14 protein-coding genes are annotated in these 17,232 nt (G+C 62.2%); 8 read left to right on the forward strand and 6 right to left on the reverse strand.

The window, feature by feature from the left end; all coding sequences use genetic code 11:
- Window positions 1-8 precede the first annotated feature (8 nt).
- A complete protein-coding gene (locus AC07VL_RS08455; protein ID WP_494805439.1) occupies window positions 9-389 on the forward strand; it encodes a hypothetical protein in 381 nt (126 codons plus the stop codon).
- Here AC07VL_RS08455 and AC07VL_RS08460 read toward each other — a convergent pair.
- Window positions 386-991 carry a glutathione S-transferase family protein gene (locus tag AC07VL_RS08460; RefSeq protein WP_494805440.1) on the reverse strand — a complete coding sequence of 202 codons (606 nt, stop codon included), beginning with the start codon at window positions 989-991 and terminating at the stop codon, window positions 386-388. The genes AC07VL_RS08455 and AC07VL_RS08460 overlap by 4 nt on opposite strands.
- Window positions 992-1,122: 131 nt before the next feature.
- Between AC07VL_RS08460 and AC07VL_RS08465 the strand changes: the two genes are divergently transcribed.
- Entirely contained in the window at window positions 1,123-2,469 is a 1,347-nt protein-coding gene (locus AC07VL_RS08465) for a TAXI family TRAP transporter solute-binding subunit (RefSeq protein WP_494805441.1), read from the forward strand.
- Window positions 2,470-2,482: 13 nt separating this feature from the next.
- Here AC07VL_RS08465 and AC07VL_RS08470 read toward each other — a convergent pair whose 3' ends face one another.
- The 3 genes from AC07VL_RS08470 to AC07VL_RS08480 form a co-directional block, all read right to left on the reverse strand.
- Window positions 2,483-2,767, reverse strand: a complete 285-nt coding sequence (locus AC07VL_RS08470; RefSeq protein ID WP_494805442.1) for a helix-turn-helix domain-containing protein — start codon at window positions 2,765-2,767, stop codon at window positions 2,483-2,485.
- Window positions 2,764-3,114 carry a type II toxin-antitoxin system RelE/ParE family toxin gene (locus AC07VL_RS08475; RefSeq protein WP_494805443.1) on the reverse strand — a complete coding sequence of 117 codons (351 nt, stop codon included), beginning with the start codon at window positions 3,112-3,114 and terminating at the stop codon, window positions 2,764-2,766. Before AC07VL_RS08475 ends, AC07VL_RS08470 begins: the two co-directional genes overlap by 4 nt.
- A 157-nt stretch (window positions 3,115-3,271) precedes the next feature.
- Window positions 3,272-3,733 carry a rhodanese-like domain-containing protein gene (locus AC07VL_RS08480; RefSeq protein ID WP_494805444.1) on the reverse strand — a complete coding sequence of 154 codons (462 nt, stop codon included), beginning with the start codon at window positions 3,731-3,733 and terminating at the stop codon, window positions 3,272-3,274.
- Between the two features lie 384 nt (window positions 3,734-4,117).
- On the opposite strand from AC07VL_RS08480, the gene glnA reads away from it, so the two are divergent.
- The 6 genes from glnA (at window position 4,118) to AC07VL_RS08510 (ending at window position 11,449) form a co-directional block, all read left to right on the forward strand.
- Window positions 4,118-5,533 (forward strand): type I glutamate--ammonia ligase, encoded by a 1,416-nt coding sequence (gene glnA, locus AC07VL_RS08485; protein ID WP_070219258.1) that lies wholly within the window; start codon window positions 4,118-4,120, stop codon window positions 5,531-5,533.
- 182 nt (window positions 5,534-5,715) lie between these two features.
- Complete coding sequence (locus AC07VL_RS08490) at window positions 5,716-6,198, forward strand: DUF4124 domain-containing protein (RefSeq protein WP_494805597.1); 483 nt, start codon at window positions 5,716-5,718, stop codon at window positions 6,196-6,198.
- 5 nt (window positions 6,199-6,203) lie between these two features.
- Window positions 6,204-7,292 carry a nitrogen regulation protein NR(II) gene (gene glnL, locus AC07VL_RS08495; RefSeq protein WP_494805445.1) on the forward strand — a complete coding sequence of 363 codons (1,089 nt, stop codon included), beginning with the start codon at window positions 6,204-6,206 and terminating at the stop codon, window positions 7,290-7,292.
- Between the two features lie 48 nt (window positions 7,293-7,340).
- On the forward strand, window positions 7,341-8,831 hold the full coding sequence (ntrC, locus tag AC07VL_RS08500) for a nitrogen regulation protein NR(I) (protein ID WP_494805446.1): 1,491 nt from the start codon (window positions 7,341-7,343) through the stop codon (window positions 8,829-8,831).
- 144 nt (window positions 8,832-8,975) lie between these two features.
- A complete protein-coding gene (gene corA, locus AC07VL_RS08505) occupies window positions 8,976-9,941 on the forward strand; it encodes a magnesium/cobalt transporter CorA (RefSeq protein WP_494805447.1) in 966 nt (321 codons plus the stop codon).
- A gap of 134 nt (window positions 9,942-10,075) precedes the next feature.
- On the forward strand, window positions 10,076-11,449 hold the full coding sequence (locus AC07VL_RS08510) for an ATP-binding protein (RefSeq protein ID WP_494805448.1): 1,374 nt from the start codon (window positions 10,076-10,078) through the stop codon (window positions 11,447-11,449).
- A gap of 389 nt (window positions 11,450-11,838) precedes the next feature.
- Here the strand turns inward: AC07VL_RS08510 and AC07VL_RS08515 are convergent, their stop codons facing one another.
- Together AC07VL_RS08515 and AC07VL_RS08520 are read right to left on the reverse strand one after the other, a co-directional pair.
- Complete coding sequence (locus AC07VL_RS08515) at window positions 11,839-14,544, reverse strand: TonB-dependent receptor (protein WP_494805449.1); 2,706 nt, start codon at window positions 14,542-14,544, stop codon at window positions 11,839-11,841.
- A gap of 724 nt (window positions 14,545-15,268) precedes the next feature.
- Window positions 15,269-16,897, reverse strand: a complete 1,629-nt coding sequence (locus AC07VL_RS08520; protein ID WP_494805450.1) for an NAD(P)/FAD-dependent oxidoreductase — start codon at window positions 16,895-16,897, stop codon at window positions 15,269-15,271.
- Between the last annotated feature and the right edge of the window lie 335 nt (window positions 16,898-17,232).

Raw genomic sequence — 17,232 nt, forward strand, 5'->3', positions numbered from 1 at the left:
ATAGAAAAATGGAAAAAACGCAGCGGATTTTTGAGCAATATCACCGCTTTGACGATGGGACGCTCGTATCATTCGAGCAGCAGTACCAGCCCGGAGGCGTGCAGGCCGTGCGCATCGTCCTATACGCAAGAAATCATGCACAGGACGGCAATGTCTGGCGCACAGTCGCCATCACGGTGGGCGACGTGCGGGAGGTGCTGCTCAGGACGCCGGGCAACTTCATCAACCGCATCTGCTGCGGCGTGAAGCTGCTGCGCTTTGGCGACGTGTGGTGCGTCGATATCGATGGCACGTATGCGCGCGACACTCCCGCGACCCTGGACGAAGTGCGCCGCGATGGCGATTGCTACGTCATCGGCGGCACGGTCGCGGCCATCGAACTCGATTAGCCGGCAAACACGGCTGTTTTATCTTCCAGGCGCGCGTGATACGCGGCGATGGCGGGGTAGTCGGGGCGCTGCATGGGCACCATCAGCCAGCGCTTGACGGACAGGCCCAGCACGATATCGGCCAAGGTGAACGTTTCGCCGCACACATAAGCGCCCGTGCGCTGCAGCTGCGGCTCCAGCACGCCCATCATCTTGTTCCATCCGGCAATGCCGGCCGCCAGCTGCGCCGCATCCTGGTGGGCGGGGCTGTGGCGCACCAGCGACATGAAGGCGTAGCGCCAGCTGTTGTTGAGCTCGCCCATTTGCCAGTCCATCCATTTTTCCACTGCCGCGCGGCCGCGTGGATTGCTGGGCAGCAAGTCGTCGCGGCCCGCCTGCGCGCACAGGTAGCGGCAGATCGTGTTCGATTCCCACAGCACCAGGTCGCCATCGAGCAGCACGGGTACCATGGCGTTCGGGTTCAGGGCCAGGAAGGCCGGGTCGTCGGTGCTGCGAAAGCCGCTGCCCCAGTCTTCGCGTTCGTAGGGCAGGTCCAGTTCCTCGCACGTCCACAGGACTTTGCGGACATTGATCGAGGCGGCTTTTCCAAGAATTTTCAGCATGCGGGACTCCAGAGGGCAGGTGGTCGATCCAGCACTGTAGCGGAAATGGCCACGTGCTGCGCGTGAAAGTGCCTTGCATAGTTGAGGTTTTCTTGGCATCGTAGCCACCCATGAAACCTATGCGCCACCACATGTCCAAAATCCTCGCGTTCAGCCGCTTTTCCGTGCGCGACTTCCTCGCCACCGCCGGTCCCACCCTGCTGCTGGTGGGCGCGTTCTGCGCGCTCGCTTACTGGCTGGTAGACCCGGCGCCGCCGCGCCAGGTGACCCTGTCGACGGGGCAGGACAACAGCGCCTACGAAGAGTTCGGCAAGAAATACGCGGCCACCCTGGCCAAGCATGGCATCAAGGTGACCCTGCAGCCGTCGCTGGGTTCGCAGGACAACCTGCAGCGCCTGAACGCGGGCAAGACCGATATTGCCTTCGTGCAAAGCGGATCGACGGAACACGCCGATGCCGAGCGCCATGGCTTGATTTCCCTGGGCAGCCTGTTTACGGAACCGGTCTGGCTGTTCCTGCGCGAAGACAAGGCGGTCACTGAACTGACGCAATTGAAGGGCATGAAGATCAACCTGGGACCGGAAGGCACGGGCGTGCCCAGTCTGTTCCGGCAGTTGCTGTCCGTGAATGGCGTGGAAGCCAACGAGCTGACCGTCAGCGCCTTGCAAAACACGCCCGCCACGGTGGAGCTGCTGGAAGGCCGCATCGACGGCCTCGTGTTCAGCTCGGCACCGGAAGCGCCGCTGATCCAGATGCTGCTGCAGACGCCGGGCATCAAGCTGTTTGATTTTTCGCAAGCGGAAGCGTACACGCGGCGATTGCCTTTCCTCACGCATGTGGTCCTGCCGCGCGGTATCGTCGACCTGGGCAAAAATATCCCGGCGCAGGATTATCATCTGATCGCGCCGACGGCCACCCTGGTCGCGCGCGAAGACTTGCATCCGGCCCTCGTCGACCTGTTCGTGCAGGCGGCGGCAGGCATCCATGGCGGCACGGGCTGGTTCCAGCAGCAGGGGCAGTTCCCGTCCGCGCGCTACACGGAAATTCCCGTGGCGCCCGAAGCGCTGAAATTCTACAAGGATGGCGCGCCCGTGCTGCAGCGCTATATGAGTTTCTGGCTGGCTAATTTCTTTGATCGCATGTGGGTGCTGGTGGTGGCGCTCGGCGCCTTGATATTGCCCCTGTCGCGCGTGGTGCCGCCCCTGTACGTATGGCGCATCCGTTCGCGCGTGTACCGCTGGTATGGCCAGCTGCGCACGGTGGAGCAGGCGCTGGAAGACGTGCCGCCAGAGCAGCGCGCGCACGTATATGCGGAACAGTTGAAGCGGCTGGACCAGATCGAGGAGATGGTCAACCAGATCTCGATTCCCCTGTCGTTCGCCGATGGCTTGTATGGCTTGCGCAGCCACATCAATTTCGTGCGCAAGCGCATATTGACCTTGATGGGCGAGCATCCCGAGGCAGGCGAAGCGGCCTGAACGCTTAACTCGCTTAAACGAGGGTGACCGACAGCTTGCGCCCGAGCAGCGCGGCGGCCCGCTCCAGGGTGGACAGCGTCACGTCGCTGCTGGGATCGAGCAGGCGGTCGAGCTGCGAGCGGCTCGTCTGCAGCAAGGCCGCCATGCGGGTCTTCGACAGCGATTGCTCCTGCATCGCCTGCGTCAGTTGCCAGGCGATCACTTCCTTGATGGCGCGGGTTTGCGTTTGCTCAAAGATGCCTTCCTCTTTTAAAAAGTCGTCGAGGCTGCTGCCGAGGTGGGGAGCGGTGGCGTTCATGTCAGTTCCTTGTAGCGTTTGCGGGCCAGCGCCAGGTCGTCGTCCGGCGTCGTCCGGGTTTTCTTGATAAAGCCGTGCAGGGCCACCAGGCAATCGCCGTGATGGCAGATCAGCACGCGCGCAATGCGCTTGCCGGGCAAGCTGCTGCGCACCTCCGACAGGCCGTGCCCGAGATGCCGGCACAGGGGCATGCCCACGGGCCAGCGCCATTGCGCATGCATCAAGTCTTGCCCGATCACATGGCGTTCCTCGATGGGGAGCGACTTGAGCCAGTCGCGCACGGGTTCGCCGCCATTGCCGTTCGCGTAGAACAGCAGGGTAATCTGCCGCAAGCCGGAAGCATCCATGACGCACCTCTATGTTGTACTATATAAGGTACATATTTGCAAGGAGAATTTGCGCCGTAATGGAGGAAAACGGGCGCGCATGGATGGTTGTAGCCGATGGCGGGCCATCGCGTGGCCCGCCAGATCAAACACTGTTCAGATAGTCAGGCAGCCAGCGTCAGGCGCCCAGCCACGGCAGCCCGGCCTTGCACCAGCCGCCGATCTGCTTGCGGTGGCCGTCGGCGTCCTTGTCGCCTTCAAACCCTTCAAGGATATCGAAGCAGTTGCTGTAGCCGTGCTCGGTTGCCAGCTTGGCGGCATGGCGCGAGCGCACGCCGGAGCGGCATAGGAACAGCAGCACCTCGTCCTTGCCGGCCTGGGCCGCCAGTTGCGCGAGGAAATCGGGATTCGGCACGCCGCCAGGGTAGGTTGCCCACTGCACCGCACCATGCTGGGTATCGGCGATGTCGACGCGGCCGACCCAGTCGCGTTCGGCATTGGTGCGCACGTCGATCAGCTTGACGGCGGCATCGCGCTGCAGCAGCTCGTACGCTTCCTGCGGCGTGACGGCGCCCGCATAGGGCGTGCCCTCATTGACGCGGCTGCGGGCAGTATTCAGGATATCGGCGGCGGTGGTCATGGCATCCTCGATGAAAGTGGAAAGGTGTGGACGATTATAGTGCGCCGCCAGCGCCCCGCAAGCGGGAATGCGGCGATCTTGCCGATGCACCATAAATGGGCATTTTTCAACTATCGCCGCGAAATGCACGATAATGGTGCGTTATTCGTTTTTTGCACTTGCATAGTGCATTCTTGATTTGACGCAAACTCAGCAGGAAAATCGCGGGCGGGAAAACTTTCATTGGGATAGCCGGGTTTTGCCTCTGGCGGCCAGGTCTCTTCTGGAGCTGGCATGGAATCTGCTATGATCCTTATGAGTTTTGGTGGCACGCAATGTTTGCTTCGCTTCATCAGCCCAGACGCACTAAGGTCGGCTCACCCCACATTCATTTAGGAGATACGCATGGCAATGACAGCCGCAGAAGTCTTGAAGATGGTAGAAGAAAACGAAGTCAAATTCGTTGATTTCCGCTTTGCCGATACCCGTGGTAAAGAGCAGCACGTGACGGTTCCCGTGTCGCACTTCGATATGGACAAATTCGAGTCGGGCCACGCCTTTGACGGTTCTTCCATCGCTGGCTGGAAAGGTATCGAAGCGTCCGACATGATCCTGCTGCCGGATCCAAACACGGCCAATATCGACCCGTTCATGGAAGAAACGACCCTGTTCATGCAGTGCGACGTGATCGAACCGTCGGACGGCAAGGGCTACGACCGCGACCCGCGCTCGATCGCGAAACGCGCCGAAGCCTACCTGAAATCGTCGGGCATGGGCGACACCGCCTACTTCGGCCCTGAGCCTGAATTCTTCATCTTCGACAGCGTGCGCTGGAAGATCGACATGTCGGGCTGCTTCGTCAAGATCGGTTCGGACGAAGGTTCGTGGTCGACCGGCAAGGACATCGAAGGCGGCAACAGCGGCCACCGTCCGACCGTCAAGGGCGGCTACTTCCCCGTGCCACCAGTGGACAGCTTCCAGGACATGCGTTCGGAAATGTGCCTGATCCTGGAATCGCTGGGCATCCCGGTTGAGGTACATCATCACGAAGTGGCCGGCGCCGGCCAGAATGAAATCGGCACCAAGTTCTCGACCCTGGTCGAGCGCGCCGACTGGACGCAAAACCTGAAATACGTCGTGTGGAACGTGGCGCACAGCTATGGCAAGACCGCCACCTTCATGCCGAAACCTATCGTTGGCGACAACGGTTCGGGCATGCACGTGCATCAATCCGTATGGAAAGATGGCAAGAACCTGTTCGCCGGCGACGGCTATGCCGGCCTGTCCGATTTCGCCCTGTACTACATCGGCGGCATCATCAAGCACGCCAAGGCACTGAACGCGATCACCAACCCGGGCACCAACTCGTACAAGCGCCTGGTACCAGGCTACGAAGCACCGGTGAAACTGGCGTACTCGGCGAAAAACCGTTCCGCCTCGATCCGCATCCCGCATGTGGCCAATCCAAAAGGCCGCCGCGTCGAAGCGCGCTTCCCGGACCCGCTGGCGAACCCGTACCTGTGCTTTGCCGCACTGCTGATGGCTGGCCTGGACGGCGTTGCCAACAAGATCCATCCGGGCGAAGCCGCCTCGAAAGATCTGTACCACCTGCCGCCGGAAGAAGATGCACTGATCCCGACCGTGTGCGCTTCGCTGGAAGAAGCACTGGAAGCGCTGGACAAGGACCGCGAGTTCCTGACCCGCGGCGGCGTGTTCAGCGATTCGATGATCGACGCTTACCTGGAACTGAAAATGCAGGACGTGCAGCGCATGCGCATGACCACGCATCCTGCCGAGTTCGACATGTACTACTCGCTGTAATGGCGCCATGCCGGCAAGTTGCTGGCATTGAATAAAAACGCGGGTGAGGCGATGGTCTTGCCCGCGTTTTTTTATGCGGCGCGCCAAGGCGGCGCCGGTGCAGTGTTGTATAGTCGGCGCAGGAATGATGCGGCACGAGCCGACAGGAGTGAAGATTGACCAAGCATTACAGAATGGCGCTGATGGCAGGCTTGCTGGGCGCGGCGGCGCAGGCGCACGGGCAGCTGTACGTGTGCGCCGATGCGCAGGGACACAAGACATACACGGACAAGAGTGCTGGCAAGCATTGCCAGCTGCTGGACTTGCCCGGCGCCATGACGGAACCGCCGCGCAGGACGGCGCCGCTGGCCGCTGCCCCGGCGCGGCCAGCGCAGCAGGCGGCGGGGACGCCGGCGCCGGCCGCCGGCGCGTTTCCCCGGGTCGATGGCGCCGAGCAGCGCGCGCGCGACCTGGACCGGCGCCAGATCCTGCAGGATGAATTGCGCAGCGAAGAGCAGAAACTGGCGGCGCAGCGCCTGGAATTCAATGCAGGCCAGCCTGAACGCCTGGGCAATGAGCGCAACTATGCCAAGTACCAGGAAAGAGTGGCGCAGTTGAAGGACAACATCAGCCGGACGCAGCAGAACGTCGAGGCCCTGAAACGCGAAATCGCGAATATTCGGTAATCCACATGACCTTAGATAGCCACCCCAGCCGTCCCGCCCACCTGGCCGGCCTTGACTTGCTGGCCTCGGCCGTGATCCTGCTCGACGGCGATGGCCGCATCGGCTATGCCAACGCGGCGGCGGAAAACCTGCTGGAAAGCTCCTTGAAAGCCCTGTCGCGGCAAAAGCTGACGGCCCTGTTCCTCAATCCGGAGGAACTGGCCGGCATCTGCGCGCAGGCGCTCGAGCATAAATTTTCCGACTTGCGCCAGGACCTGAGCCTGGAACGCCTGGGGCGCGAGCCGCTGCGCGTGCACAGCATCATCAGCGCGCTCGACGCGCCGCCCGACAGCGTGCTGATCGAGCTGCGCGAAAACGTGCAGCAGTTAAAGCTGGACCGCGAGGAGCGCATCCTCGACCAGAGCCAGGTCAACAAGGAGCTGATCCGCAACCTGGCGCATGAAATCAAGAACCCGCTGGGCGGCATCCGCGGCGCGGCGCAACTGCTGGAGCTGGAGCTGCCGGCCCTGCACCTGAGCGAACTGCGCGAATACACGCAGGTCATCATCAAGGAAGCGGACCGCCTGCAGACCCTGGTCGACCGCCTGCTGGCGCCGCACCGCCGCCCGCACATCGTGGGCGACGTGAATATCCACGAAGTGTGCGAGCGCGTGCGCAGCCTGATCCTGGCCGAGTTTCCCAGCGGCCTGACCATTTCGCGCGATTACGACGCCTCGATTCCCGAGTTCCGCGGCGACAAGGAGCAATTGATACAGACTGTGCTCAATATCGCGCACAACGCGGCGCAAGCCTTGGCCGAGCGCATCGAAGCGGGCGATGCGGAGCTGATTTTCAAGACGCGCGTGGCGCGCCAGGTGACCCTGGCCAAGGTGCGTTACAACCTGGCATTAGACTTGCATATCATTGACAATGGACCGGGCATCGCACCCCAGATCCGCGACCGGATTTTCTACCCGCTGGTGTCGGGCAGGGAAGGCGGCAGCGGCCTGGGGCTGACCTTGGCGCAAACCTTCGTGCAACAGCACCTGGGCGTGATCGAGTGCGAAAGCCGGCCTGGATACACCGATTTCAGGATCGTTCTGCCCTTGCCATAAGCGGGGGCGTATCCCACCCATGAAATCCATTGCGGGACGCACACACTAATGAAGCCAATCTGGATAGTTGACGACGACGAATCAATCCGCTGGGTGCTGGAAAAAGCCCTGGCACGGGAAAATCTCGCCACCAAGAGTTTTGCCAATGCGCGCGACGCCATCGCCGCGCTGGAATTTGACACGCCGCAAGTGCTCGTGTCGGACATCCGCATGCCGGGCGCGTCCGGGCTGGAGCTGTTGCAGACGGTCAAGTCGCGCTTTCCCGGCCTGCCGGTCATTATTATTACCGCCTTTTCCGACCTCGATTCGGCCGTCGCGGCCTTCCAGGGCGGCGCCTTCGAATACCTGGCCAAGCCTTTTGATATCGACAAGGCCGTCGAGCTGATCCGCCGCGCGCTGGAAGAGAGCCTGCGCGAGACGAGCGTCGAATCGGGCCCGTCGGAAACGCCGGAAATCCTCGGCCAGGCACCGGCCATGCAGGAAGTCTTCCGTGCCATCGGCCGCCTGTCGCAATCGAACGTGACGGTGCTCATCACGGGCGAATCCGGCTCCGGCAAGGAACTCGTGGCGCGCGCGCTGCACAAGCACAGCCCGCGCGCGGCGCAGCCCTTCATCGCCCTGAACACGGCGGCGATCCCGAAGGATTTGCTGGAGTCGGAACTGTTCGGCCACGAACGGGGCGCATTTACGGGCGCGCAGACGACGCGCCGGGGCCGCTTCGAGCAGGCCGAGAATGGCACCCTGTTCCTCGACGAGATCGGCGACATGCCCTTCGACCTGCAGACGCGCCTGCTGCGCGTGCTGTCCGATGGCCATTTTTACCGGGTTGGCGGGCACCAGCCCATGAAGGCTAACGTGCGCGTCATTACGGCCACGCACCAGAACCTCGAGCAGCGCGTGCGCGACGGCCTGTTCCGCGAAGACCTGTATCACCGCCTGAACGTGATCCGTTTGCGCCTGCCCAGTTTGCGGGAGCGGCGCGAGGATATCCCCATTCTGGTGCGCCACTTCCTGGTGCAGAGCGCGCGCCAGCTGGGCGTGGAAGCGAAGCGCATGAGCGACCCGACGATGCAATTCCTCAGCAGCCTGGATTTGCCCGGCAACGTGCGCCAGCTGGAAAACCTGTGCAACTGGATCACGGTGATGGCGCCGGGCCAGACGGTGGAAATCAAGGACCTGCCCCTGGAACTGACGCAGGGGCAGGGCGATGGCGCCGCCCCGGTGGCGTCCGCTGACACGGTGCCGGCGAGTGTTGCCCATGCGCATGGCGGCCAGGTCTTCGAGGCGGCCGCGCCCGCCAATGGCGCGCCGCCGGGCTGGATCGGCTTGCTGGAGCTGCAGGCGGCCGGCATGCTGGGCGCGGGGCAGCAGGAAGTCATGGCCGTGCTGGGGCGCCAATTCGAGTCGGCCCTGATCAAGACGGCGCTCAAGCATACGCACGGGCGCAAGAATGACGCGGCCGTGCGCCTGGGCATCGGCCGCAACACCATCACCCGCAAGATCTCCGAACTGGGCATTGACGGCGCCAAGGAAGACTGACGCCTTGCCGGGCGGGGACCCCACCCCGTCCGCTTTTCTCCCGGCGTCCGTTGCACGCCAGAATGCACAACAAATGCAGGCGATAAGGTAAGCTGGCGCCTGGCGGACTGTTTCGTCCGCTCTTCATTTGACTGTGGAATGTGTATGCTCATAAACTGCGTGGCCTACCAGGATGGCAAAAAACTGGCCGACTTGCCGATCGACGATATCAGCGATTACGTGGAGCGGCCCGACTGCTTCGTCTGGGTCGCCCTGCTCGACGCCACGCCGGACGAGCTGAAACAGATGCAGCACGAATTTTGCCTGCACGAACTGGCTGTCGAGGATGCGCAGCGGGGCCACCAGCGCCCGAAGATCGAGGAATATGGCGATTCCTTGTTTGCCGTCGTGAAGACCGTGGAAATGGTCGAAAACGAACTGGTATTGGGCGAAGTCGACATCTTTGTCGGCGCCAATTACGTGCTCTCGTCGCGCAGTAACAGCTCGCAAGGTTTCCTCGGCGTGCGGGCGCGCGCCGAGCGCGAGCCGCACCTGCTGCGCCAGGGTTCCGCCTTCGTCCTGTACGCGCTGATGGACGCCGTCGTCGACCGGTATTTCCCCGTGCTCGACGCGCTGGAATCGGAGCTGGAACTGATCGAGGACCGCATCTTCGACCGCGGCACCGAGCGCGACAATATCGAGCGGCTGTATCAATTGAAACGCAAGGTCATGGTCTTGCGGCACGTGGTGGCGCCCCTGATGGAAGCGGTGGGCAAGCTGCACGGCGGCCGCGTGCCGCCGCTGTGCCACGATACCCAAGAATACTTCCGCGACGTGCATGACCATTTGTCGCGCATCAATGGCACGCTCGATACCATCCGCGACACGATCAGCACGGCCATCCAGGTGAACCTGTCGATGGTGGCCATCGACGAGAGCGAAGTGAACAAGCAGTTGGCGGCCTGGGCGGCGATCTTCGCCGTCTTCACGGCCTTTGCCGGCGTGTGGGGCATGAACTTCAAGTTCATGCCGGAACTGGACTGGCAATACGGCTATCCCGTGGCCGTGGGACTGATGAGCTGTGTCTGCGGTTATATGTACTACCTGTTCAAGCGTTCCGGCTGGCTATAAAAAATTCCTGCAAATCTGTATTATTAAACAATAGCCGGGGGTACAATCGCGGCAGGTCCGCGCGCGCGGGCCATGGCTGAGGGTTGCCACGCCGGCAGGGTTGCTGGTGCTTCCAGTGCTGCGCAGGAGCATTCATGAGTATTCCGTTGTTTGATGTGAATTCGCAAGAACCCCTGTTCGATCCCGAGCAGCGGCGCACCCTGGCGGAAGCGGCCCTGCGCTCGATTACCGCCTCGACGGCCCGCGCCCGCGGCGACGACTTCCTGCGCATCCTCGTCAAGGACCTGGCCGAAGCGCTCGACGTGCAGTATGTGATCGCCGGGCGCCTGATCCGCATGGATGACGGCAGCGAAGGCATCCGCACGCTGGCCCTGTGGGGCGGCGACAGCTACCAGCCGAACATCGAATACAGCCTGCGGCACACGCCGTGCCAGGACGTGACCTGCCAGAGCATGTGCTTTCATGGCAGCGATATCCAGCGTCGCTTTCCATACGATACCCTCCTCGTCGACATGCGCGCGGAAAGCTATGTCGGCATGCCGCTGATCGATACGGAAGGCCAGACCCTGGGCATCCTGTCGGCCATCGACACGCGTCCCATCGATGAAAACAAGCGTCTGCTGGCCTTGCTGCTGCTGTCGATCTTTTCGGCCCGCAGCGCGGCCGAGCTGCAGCACCAGGAGCGTACCCGGCAGCTGGAGGAAATCGTGCGCGTGCGTACCGAATCGCTGCTGGCGGCCCAGGCCAACCTGATCGAGCAGGAACAGATGGCGGCGCTCGGTTCGCTCGTGGCGGGCGTGTCGCATGAAGTCAATACGCCCATTGGCGTGGCGCTGACGGCGGCCTCGAGCATGGGCAGCTATGCCGACCAGCTGGTGCAGCTGCTGGGCGGCGCCAAGGTCAGCCGCGCCGAACTGGTCGATATTGCCGAGTCGCTCAAGGGCGCAGCCGCCTTGATCGAGCGCAACCTGGCGCGCGCCGCCGACCTCATCGGCAATTTCAAGCAGCTGGCCGTGGACCAGGTCAGCGAATACGTGGCCGACCTGGCGCTGCACGACTACGTGCACGGCCTGGTGTCGGCGCACAGCCCGGAGCTGCGCAAGGCGGCGCTGGGCGTGGAACTCGACATCGCCCCCGATTGCCAGGTGCGCCTGGCGGCCGGCAAGCTGTCGCAGATCCTGTCGAACCTGCTGATGAACAGCGCCCGCCACGGCTATCCGCAGGGCGGCCCGGGGCGCATCACGATACGCGCGCGCATCGAGACGGACGATGCCGATGCTGCCGCGTCCTGGCTGCTGCTGGAGTTTTCCGACGACGGCATCGGCCTGGCGCCCGCCGTGCGCGAACACATGTTCGAACCGTTTTTCACCACCAAGCGGGGCCAGGGCGGCTCCGGCCTGGGCATGCATATCGTCTATACCATCGTGCAGCAGCTGGGCGGCGAGGTCAGCGCCGTCGACAGCAGCCCCGGCTGCCATATCCGTATCCGGCTGCCGCTGGCGGCTTGATGGCAGGAAAGAAAGCGATGGCAGCGTCAGGTGCGGGAACGCTCCCGGGATTGCTTTCGATAAGGTTGCTGTAGCGCGGATGCGCCTGGCGTCGAGTCTCCAGCGCCAGTCCAGGTAAGTCGGCAGGTAGCGTGGCCACGCCGTGGACGATGCGCTGCCAGGCGCGCAGACGGCCGTGACAGGCCTTCACCTTCTGCGCGTAGGCCATGTAGGCCGCGCCCGCACGCGGATGCCGGTGGCTGGCGGCATGGGAGATGCCCGCTTGTCCGAGACGGACGGTCAGACAGCCGGGTCGAATGACAATGGCCGGAAGTCCCCGACTTCCCGCTGCTAGAGCAAAAAAATAGCGCCTGGATTGCTCCAGGCGCTATTACTGGTGGCTTCGATTCTTATTGGAACTTGTAGCCAGCGGTCACGTAGACGAAGCGGCCACGTGGATCGTACTGGTTGATATCGTAGCCGGCCTGGAACTGATTGGTGACGGCCGTGCCTATAGGTTCAGGTTGCTTATTGAACATATTTTTCACGCCCAGTGCCAGGGTGAGGTTCTTGATGCCGCGGTATGCAACGTTGGCATCGTAGATCGATTCGGCGCCGATGAACACTTTGTTGTCGTTCAGGTCATGCCCCACTTGATAGCCGGTGCGGTAGTTTTGCACCAGGGTGGTGGACCATGGGCCGTTGCTCCAGGTGGCAGCCAACTGGTGTTTCCAGCGCAGGACCACGCCGCCGTTTTGCGCGCCGATCACGGGCGTGCCGTCACCGTCCACGATGGTGCCGACCTTGTGCGACACCTGGCCGCCCGGGCTGGTCTGGTCAAAGGTATCCATGTAGGTACCGTTGAGGTTTGCTTCCAGCTTGCCGAAGCTGAAATTATCCTTCCAGTTGGCGAACAGGTCGATACCTTGCACGTTGGCATCACCCGTGTTGGCCAGGGTTTGCTTGATGCTGACGATGTCGTTGCCACGCAGGGTCACCAGGCCAGCATAGGCCGGATCGCCTGCGCGGAAGCGCGAAACCACTTCCTGTGCCGATGGCGTGGCCAGGATGTCGCGGATGTTGATGTTGAAGAAGTCAAGACCGATGCTGGCAGTGTTCGTTGCCTGCCATACGGCACCGAACGAGTACTGTTTCGACTTTTCCGGTTTCAGGTTCGGGTTGCCACCGCTCAAGGAGTTCACCTGCAGGCCCGTTTGCTTGGTGCCAGGATCGGTGAACTGTTCCGAAGTGCCCAGCGTCTGCGGGGTCCACAGATCCACCAGCGATGGTGCGCGGAAGCCGGTGCCGTACGAGCCACGCAGCGCCAGTTGCTGCACCGGACGCCATTTGAAGCTGCCTTTCCAGTTGGCAGTGTTGCCGACGTCGTTGTACTTGTCGTCGCGCCCGGTCAGGTTGACTTCCAGCGTTTTCAGCACTGGGATGTTCAGCTCGCCGTAAACCGAGTTGACTGTGCGGCTGCGGTCGATGGGGACCACCGAGCCGCCGAGACCTGAGATATCGCCCGACTGGTACGCTGCGCTCGGATCGGTCACGTATTTCTCTTTGCGCGACTGCAAGCCCACTGCGTACTGTGGAGTGATGCCGGCGATGGTCCAGAAATCGCCCGTGACCTTGCCGTCGAACGCATCGCTGGTCGATTTAGCGTTCAGGAAATTGCCGGTGAAGGCGGCGCCCTGCAGTTGGGTAGCGAGTGCGCCCGTTTGCACGCCGCCGTCTGCCCATGGATTCCAGTTGCTGCCGTTGATGATCTTGGCGTAGGCCACTTGCGAGAAGTAACCGGTGGTGACGGCGCTTTCCAGTTTCGATTCGTTATGGCTGAGTGCCACTTCGTAGTCGCCGAAGCTCAGCGCACCCTTGGCGCCCACCACCACGCGCGATTGCTTGGCGGTATCAACGTTCTGGCGCGGGCCAAAGTCGAACACGCGCGACGTGATCGCCAGCGGCTTGCCGATCAGCGAGGTGAAGCCCTGGCTGGTCAGGTAGGGGACGGCGATCGACTGGTAAACCGGGTTGGAGGGCATGAGCAGCAGGGCCGGATCGACGCCCTGTTGCTGAAACAGGCCGTCGGTCTGGAAAAAGTCGGCCCGCGCTGGCGATGGCTGATAGGTTTGGGTAATCTTGCTTTCCGAGTACAGCAGGTCGGCGAACAGCTGATGGTTGTCGTTCAGCTGGTAGCTCAGGTTGCCGGTCAGGTTGTACAGTTCACGGTCCGGGGTCAGTCCCACGTCCGGGCCGCTGTCGTAGGCGCAGTACGGGCTGCCTTTGGCGCCGACCGCGATGGTGCTCATTTTGATGGAACTGCACTTGTTGCCGACAGCCAGCGGATTGCCATAGCCGGAGCCGCCGTTGCTGAAACCGTCATCGGGACCCACTCCCGGCGTGAACGATCCCTGAATATTGCCCTGGCCGGTTGCGGTCGAGTTGTAATAAGGCAGGCGCGTAGCGGAAGCGGCATAGGAGCGGTCCCGGCCGAACAGCGCCTTTTCCTTCTCGTAGGAGCCGGACACCACCGCGCTCAATTTGTCGGTATTGTAGCCACCGGTGATCGAGGCCTTTGCGTTCTGTCCGCCGCCGCTGGTGGTCGGCGAGCCATAGCCGCCGGTGACTTCGATGCCATCGACGCGCTTGGAGAGGATGAAGTTGACCACGCCGGCCACGGCATCGCTGCCGTACACGCCTGACGCGCCATCTTTCAATACCTCGACGCGCTCGATGGCTGCCAGCGGAATGGCATTGACGTTGACGGATGCGCCGTCGCTGCCGGCGAATGCTGCCAGGCGGCGGCCGTTCACCAGTACCAGGGTGCGCGTCGAGCCGAGGCCGCGCAGCGAGATCGAAGACAGGCCCCCGGTCGAGGTGCCGGCGCCGGTCGCATTGGTCGTGCCGCCGGCCGAAGAGAAGGCCGAGATCGATTGCATCAGTTCTTCGGTGCTGGTGGCGCCGGTACGGGCGATGTCAGCCTTGGTGACCACTTGCACTGGCAGGGAAGTTTCAGCATCGACGCGCTTCACGGACGAACCGGTGATTTCCACGCGTTGTATGGGAGCATTGTCCTGGGCAAATGCAGGCTGGATCAACAGGCCGGCACTGACCATTAAGGTACTGCTTGAAAACATCAGACGCAGTGAGCGCGATAACGCATTTTCTATCATCATCTCTGTTAACTCCTGAAGGATATAGTTGGTATAAGTACAAATTTCCTCATTAACATACAGCTGAAATTCACTTGTGGTCGACAACGAGAATTCAGACTCTTCATGAGAGCATTGCTCGTGTTTGCTTGTCAAACTTCGCAACTTTTAGTGAATGAAAAAAAATGCTGAAAATCAGCTCATTGAACGAAAAGAAGGTCATTGCGTAACATTTCGCATGGATTTGTAACAAATATTTCAAATTATGAAACTTTATATTTTGATATTTTTGTTAATTCATGGTTACCTTTTTCACTCGAGAAGGGCTGTAAGCAGCCTGCTGGAAAGGTGAAATGGCTGGTGAGAAAGTAGGGGAATTATCAAGATTCGTCCCTTGTTTGTAACAATCTCGACACAACTGGAAAGGTGATGTGAAAATGAAACACCCTGCCGGAAACGTGATGCATATATGGCAATATAAGGGGATGGTAGCGGGGAAGGAGGCGTACTTTTTCCCGGCCACACATACGGCGGGAAGAGCAGGGCGTCTGCCGTGCTGCCGGCCCGTGGTGCCGGAGGCGGCCATGCGCTGCCAGGCAGGCTGAATGGATGCACCGAGGGCGCCATCCAGATGGTTTTCAGGACAGCGCACAGATCCCGGCAGCGCATTGCGCGCTGCCGGGGGGGATCAGGCCGCGCTCATCGACAGCGCCACCGCTTCGGCCACCTTGATGCCATCGACGGCCGCCGACAGGATGCCGCCCGCATAGCCGGCGCCTTCGCCGGCAGGGAACAGGCCCCGCGTGTTCAGGCTTTGCAGGTCATCGTCGCGGCGCTTGATGCGGATCGGCGACGAAGTGCGCGTCTCCACGCCCGTCAGCACGGCGTCGGCCTTGTAATAGCCCTTGATCTGCTTGTTGAATGCCGGAAACGCTTCGCGCAGGGCCGTGATCGCGTACTCGGGCAGCGAAGGGGCCAGGTCCGTCAGGTGCACGGCCGGCTTGTACGAGGGCACCACGCTGCCGAATTCCGTCGAGGCGCGGCCCGCGACGAAGTCGCCAACTAATTGCCCTGGCGCATCGTAATTGCCGCCGCCCAGGGCGAAGGCGCGCTCTTCCAGCTCGCGCTGCAGGGCGATGCCGGCCAGCGGGTCGCCCGGATAGTCGGCCGGCGTGATGCCGACGACGATGGCGCTGTTGGCGTTGCGTTCATTGCGCGAGTACTGGCTCATGCCGTTCGTCACCAGGCGGCCCGGCTCCGAGGCGGCCGCCACCACCGTGCCGCCCGGGCACATGCAGAAGCTGTACACGGAACGGCCATTGCTGGCATGGTGTACCAGCTTGTAGTCGGCCGCGCCCAGAATCGGGTGGCCGGCGCTGGGGCCGAAGCGGCAGCTGTCGATCAGGGATTGCGGGTGTTCCACGCGGAAACCGATCGAGAACGGTTTCGCCTCGATGTACACGCCGCGCTTGTGCAGCATTTCAAAGGTGTCGCGCGCGCTGTGGCCGATGGCCAGCACCACGTGGTTGCTGGCGATGGTTTCGCCATTGGCCAGCACCACGCCGCGCACCTGGCCGCCGTCCGGGCCCGGCACGATGTCGAGATCGACCACCTTGCTCTCGAAGCGGTATTCGCCGCCCAGCTGCTCGATGTTCGCGCGCATCTCTTCCACCATCTTGACGAGACGGAAGGTGCCGATGTGCGGCTTGCTGACATACATGATTTCTTCCGGCGCGCCCGCCTTGACGAATTCCGTCAATACCTTGCGGCCGTAGTGTTTCGGGTCCTTGATCTGGCTGTACAGCTTGCCGTCGGAAAAGGTGCCGGCGCCGCCTTCGCCGAACTGCACGTTCGATTCCGGGTTCAGTTCGCGCTTGCGCCAGAAGCCGAAGGTGTCGACCGTGCGTTCGCGCACCTGCTTGCCCCGCTCCAGGATGAGGGGGCGCAAGCCCATCTGCGCCAGGATCAGCGCCACGAACAGGCCGCAGGGGCCCGTGCCGATGACGATGGGGCGCGGTTCGTTCGTGTGGCCGGCCAACTGTTCGCCGCCGGCGACGAATTTGTAATCGGTATCGGGCGCGGGCATCAGGTGGATATCGTGGCTCAGGCGCGCCAGCACGGCCGCTTCATTCCTGACTTCGACATGCAGCGAGTAAATCAGCACCACGGCGCTGCGCTTGCGCGCGTCATAGCTGCGCTTGAAGACGGTAAAGCCGGTCAGGTCGGCCGCGGTGATGCCCAGGCGCGCCAGGATGGCGGCGGGCAGGGCCGCTTCGTCGTGTTCGAGGGGGAGTTTTACTTCGTTGAGTCGCAACATGATATCTGTCTATATAAATGGCTGGGCTCCGTATCTAGCGGAGAGTCGTTGACGTGCCGCGCGCGGCCATCAAGCCGCCATTTTACCCGGAGCCGGCGTTTTGTTGAGAAGGCCGAGGCGGCAGCGCCTGGCCGGCAGTGGCGGTCCCGGCAGATCGCCCGGCCCGGCAACGCCGCCGCGAGCGGAATGGCCCGGGACAGGCCCCTGGTCGTGCGCAGCGGCTCGCGTCAGGCACAGCGGCAACGGCCAGCTCGGGAATGTATGGGAGCGAATAATGGAAAGCTGTCCAAACTATGGCGCGGGCGAGCAGAAAGTATTCCGCATGTTATTGCAAA

Source organism: Janthinobacterium sp. GW821-FHT03C08 (assembly GCF_059420905.1).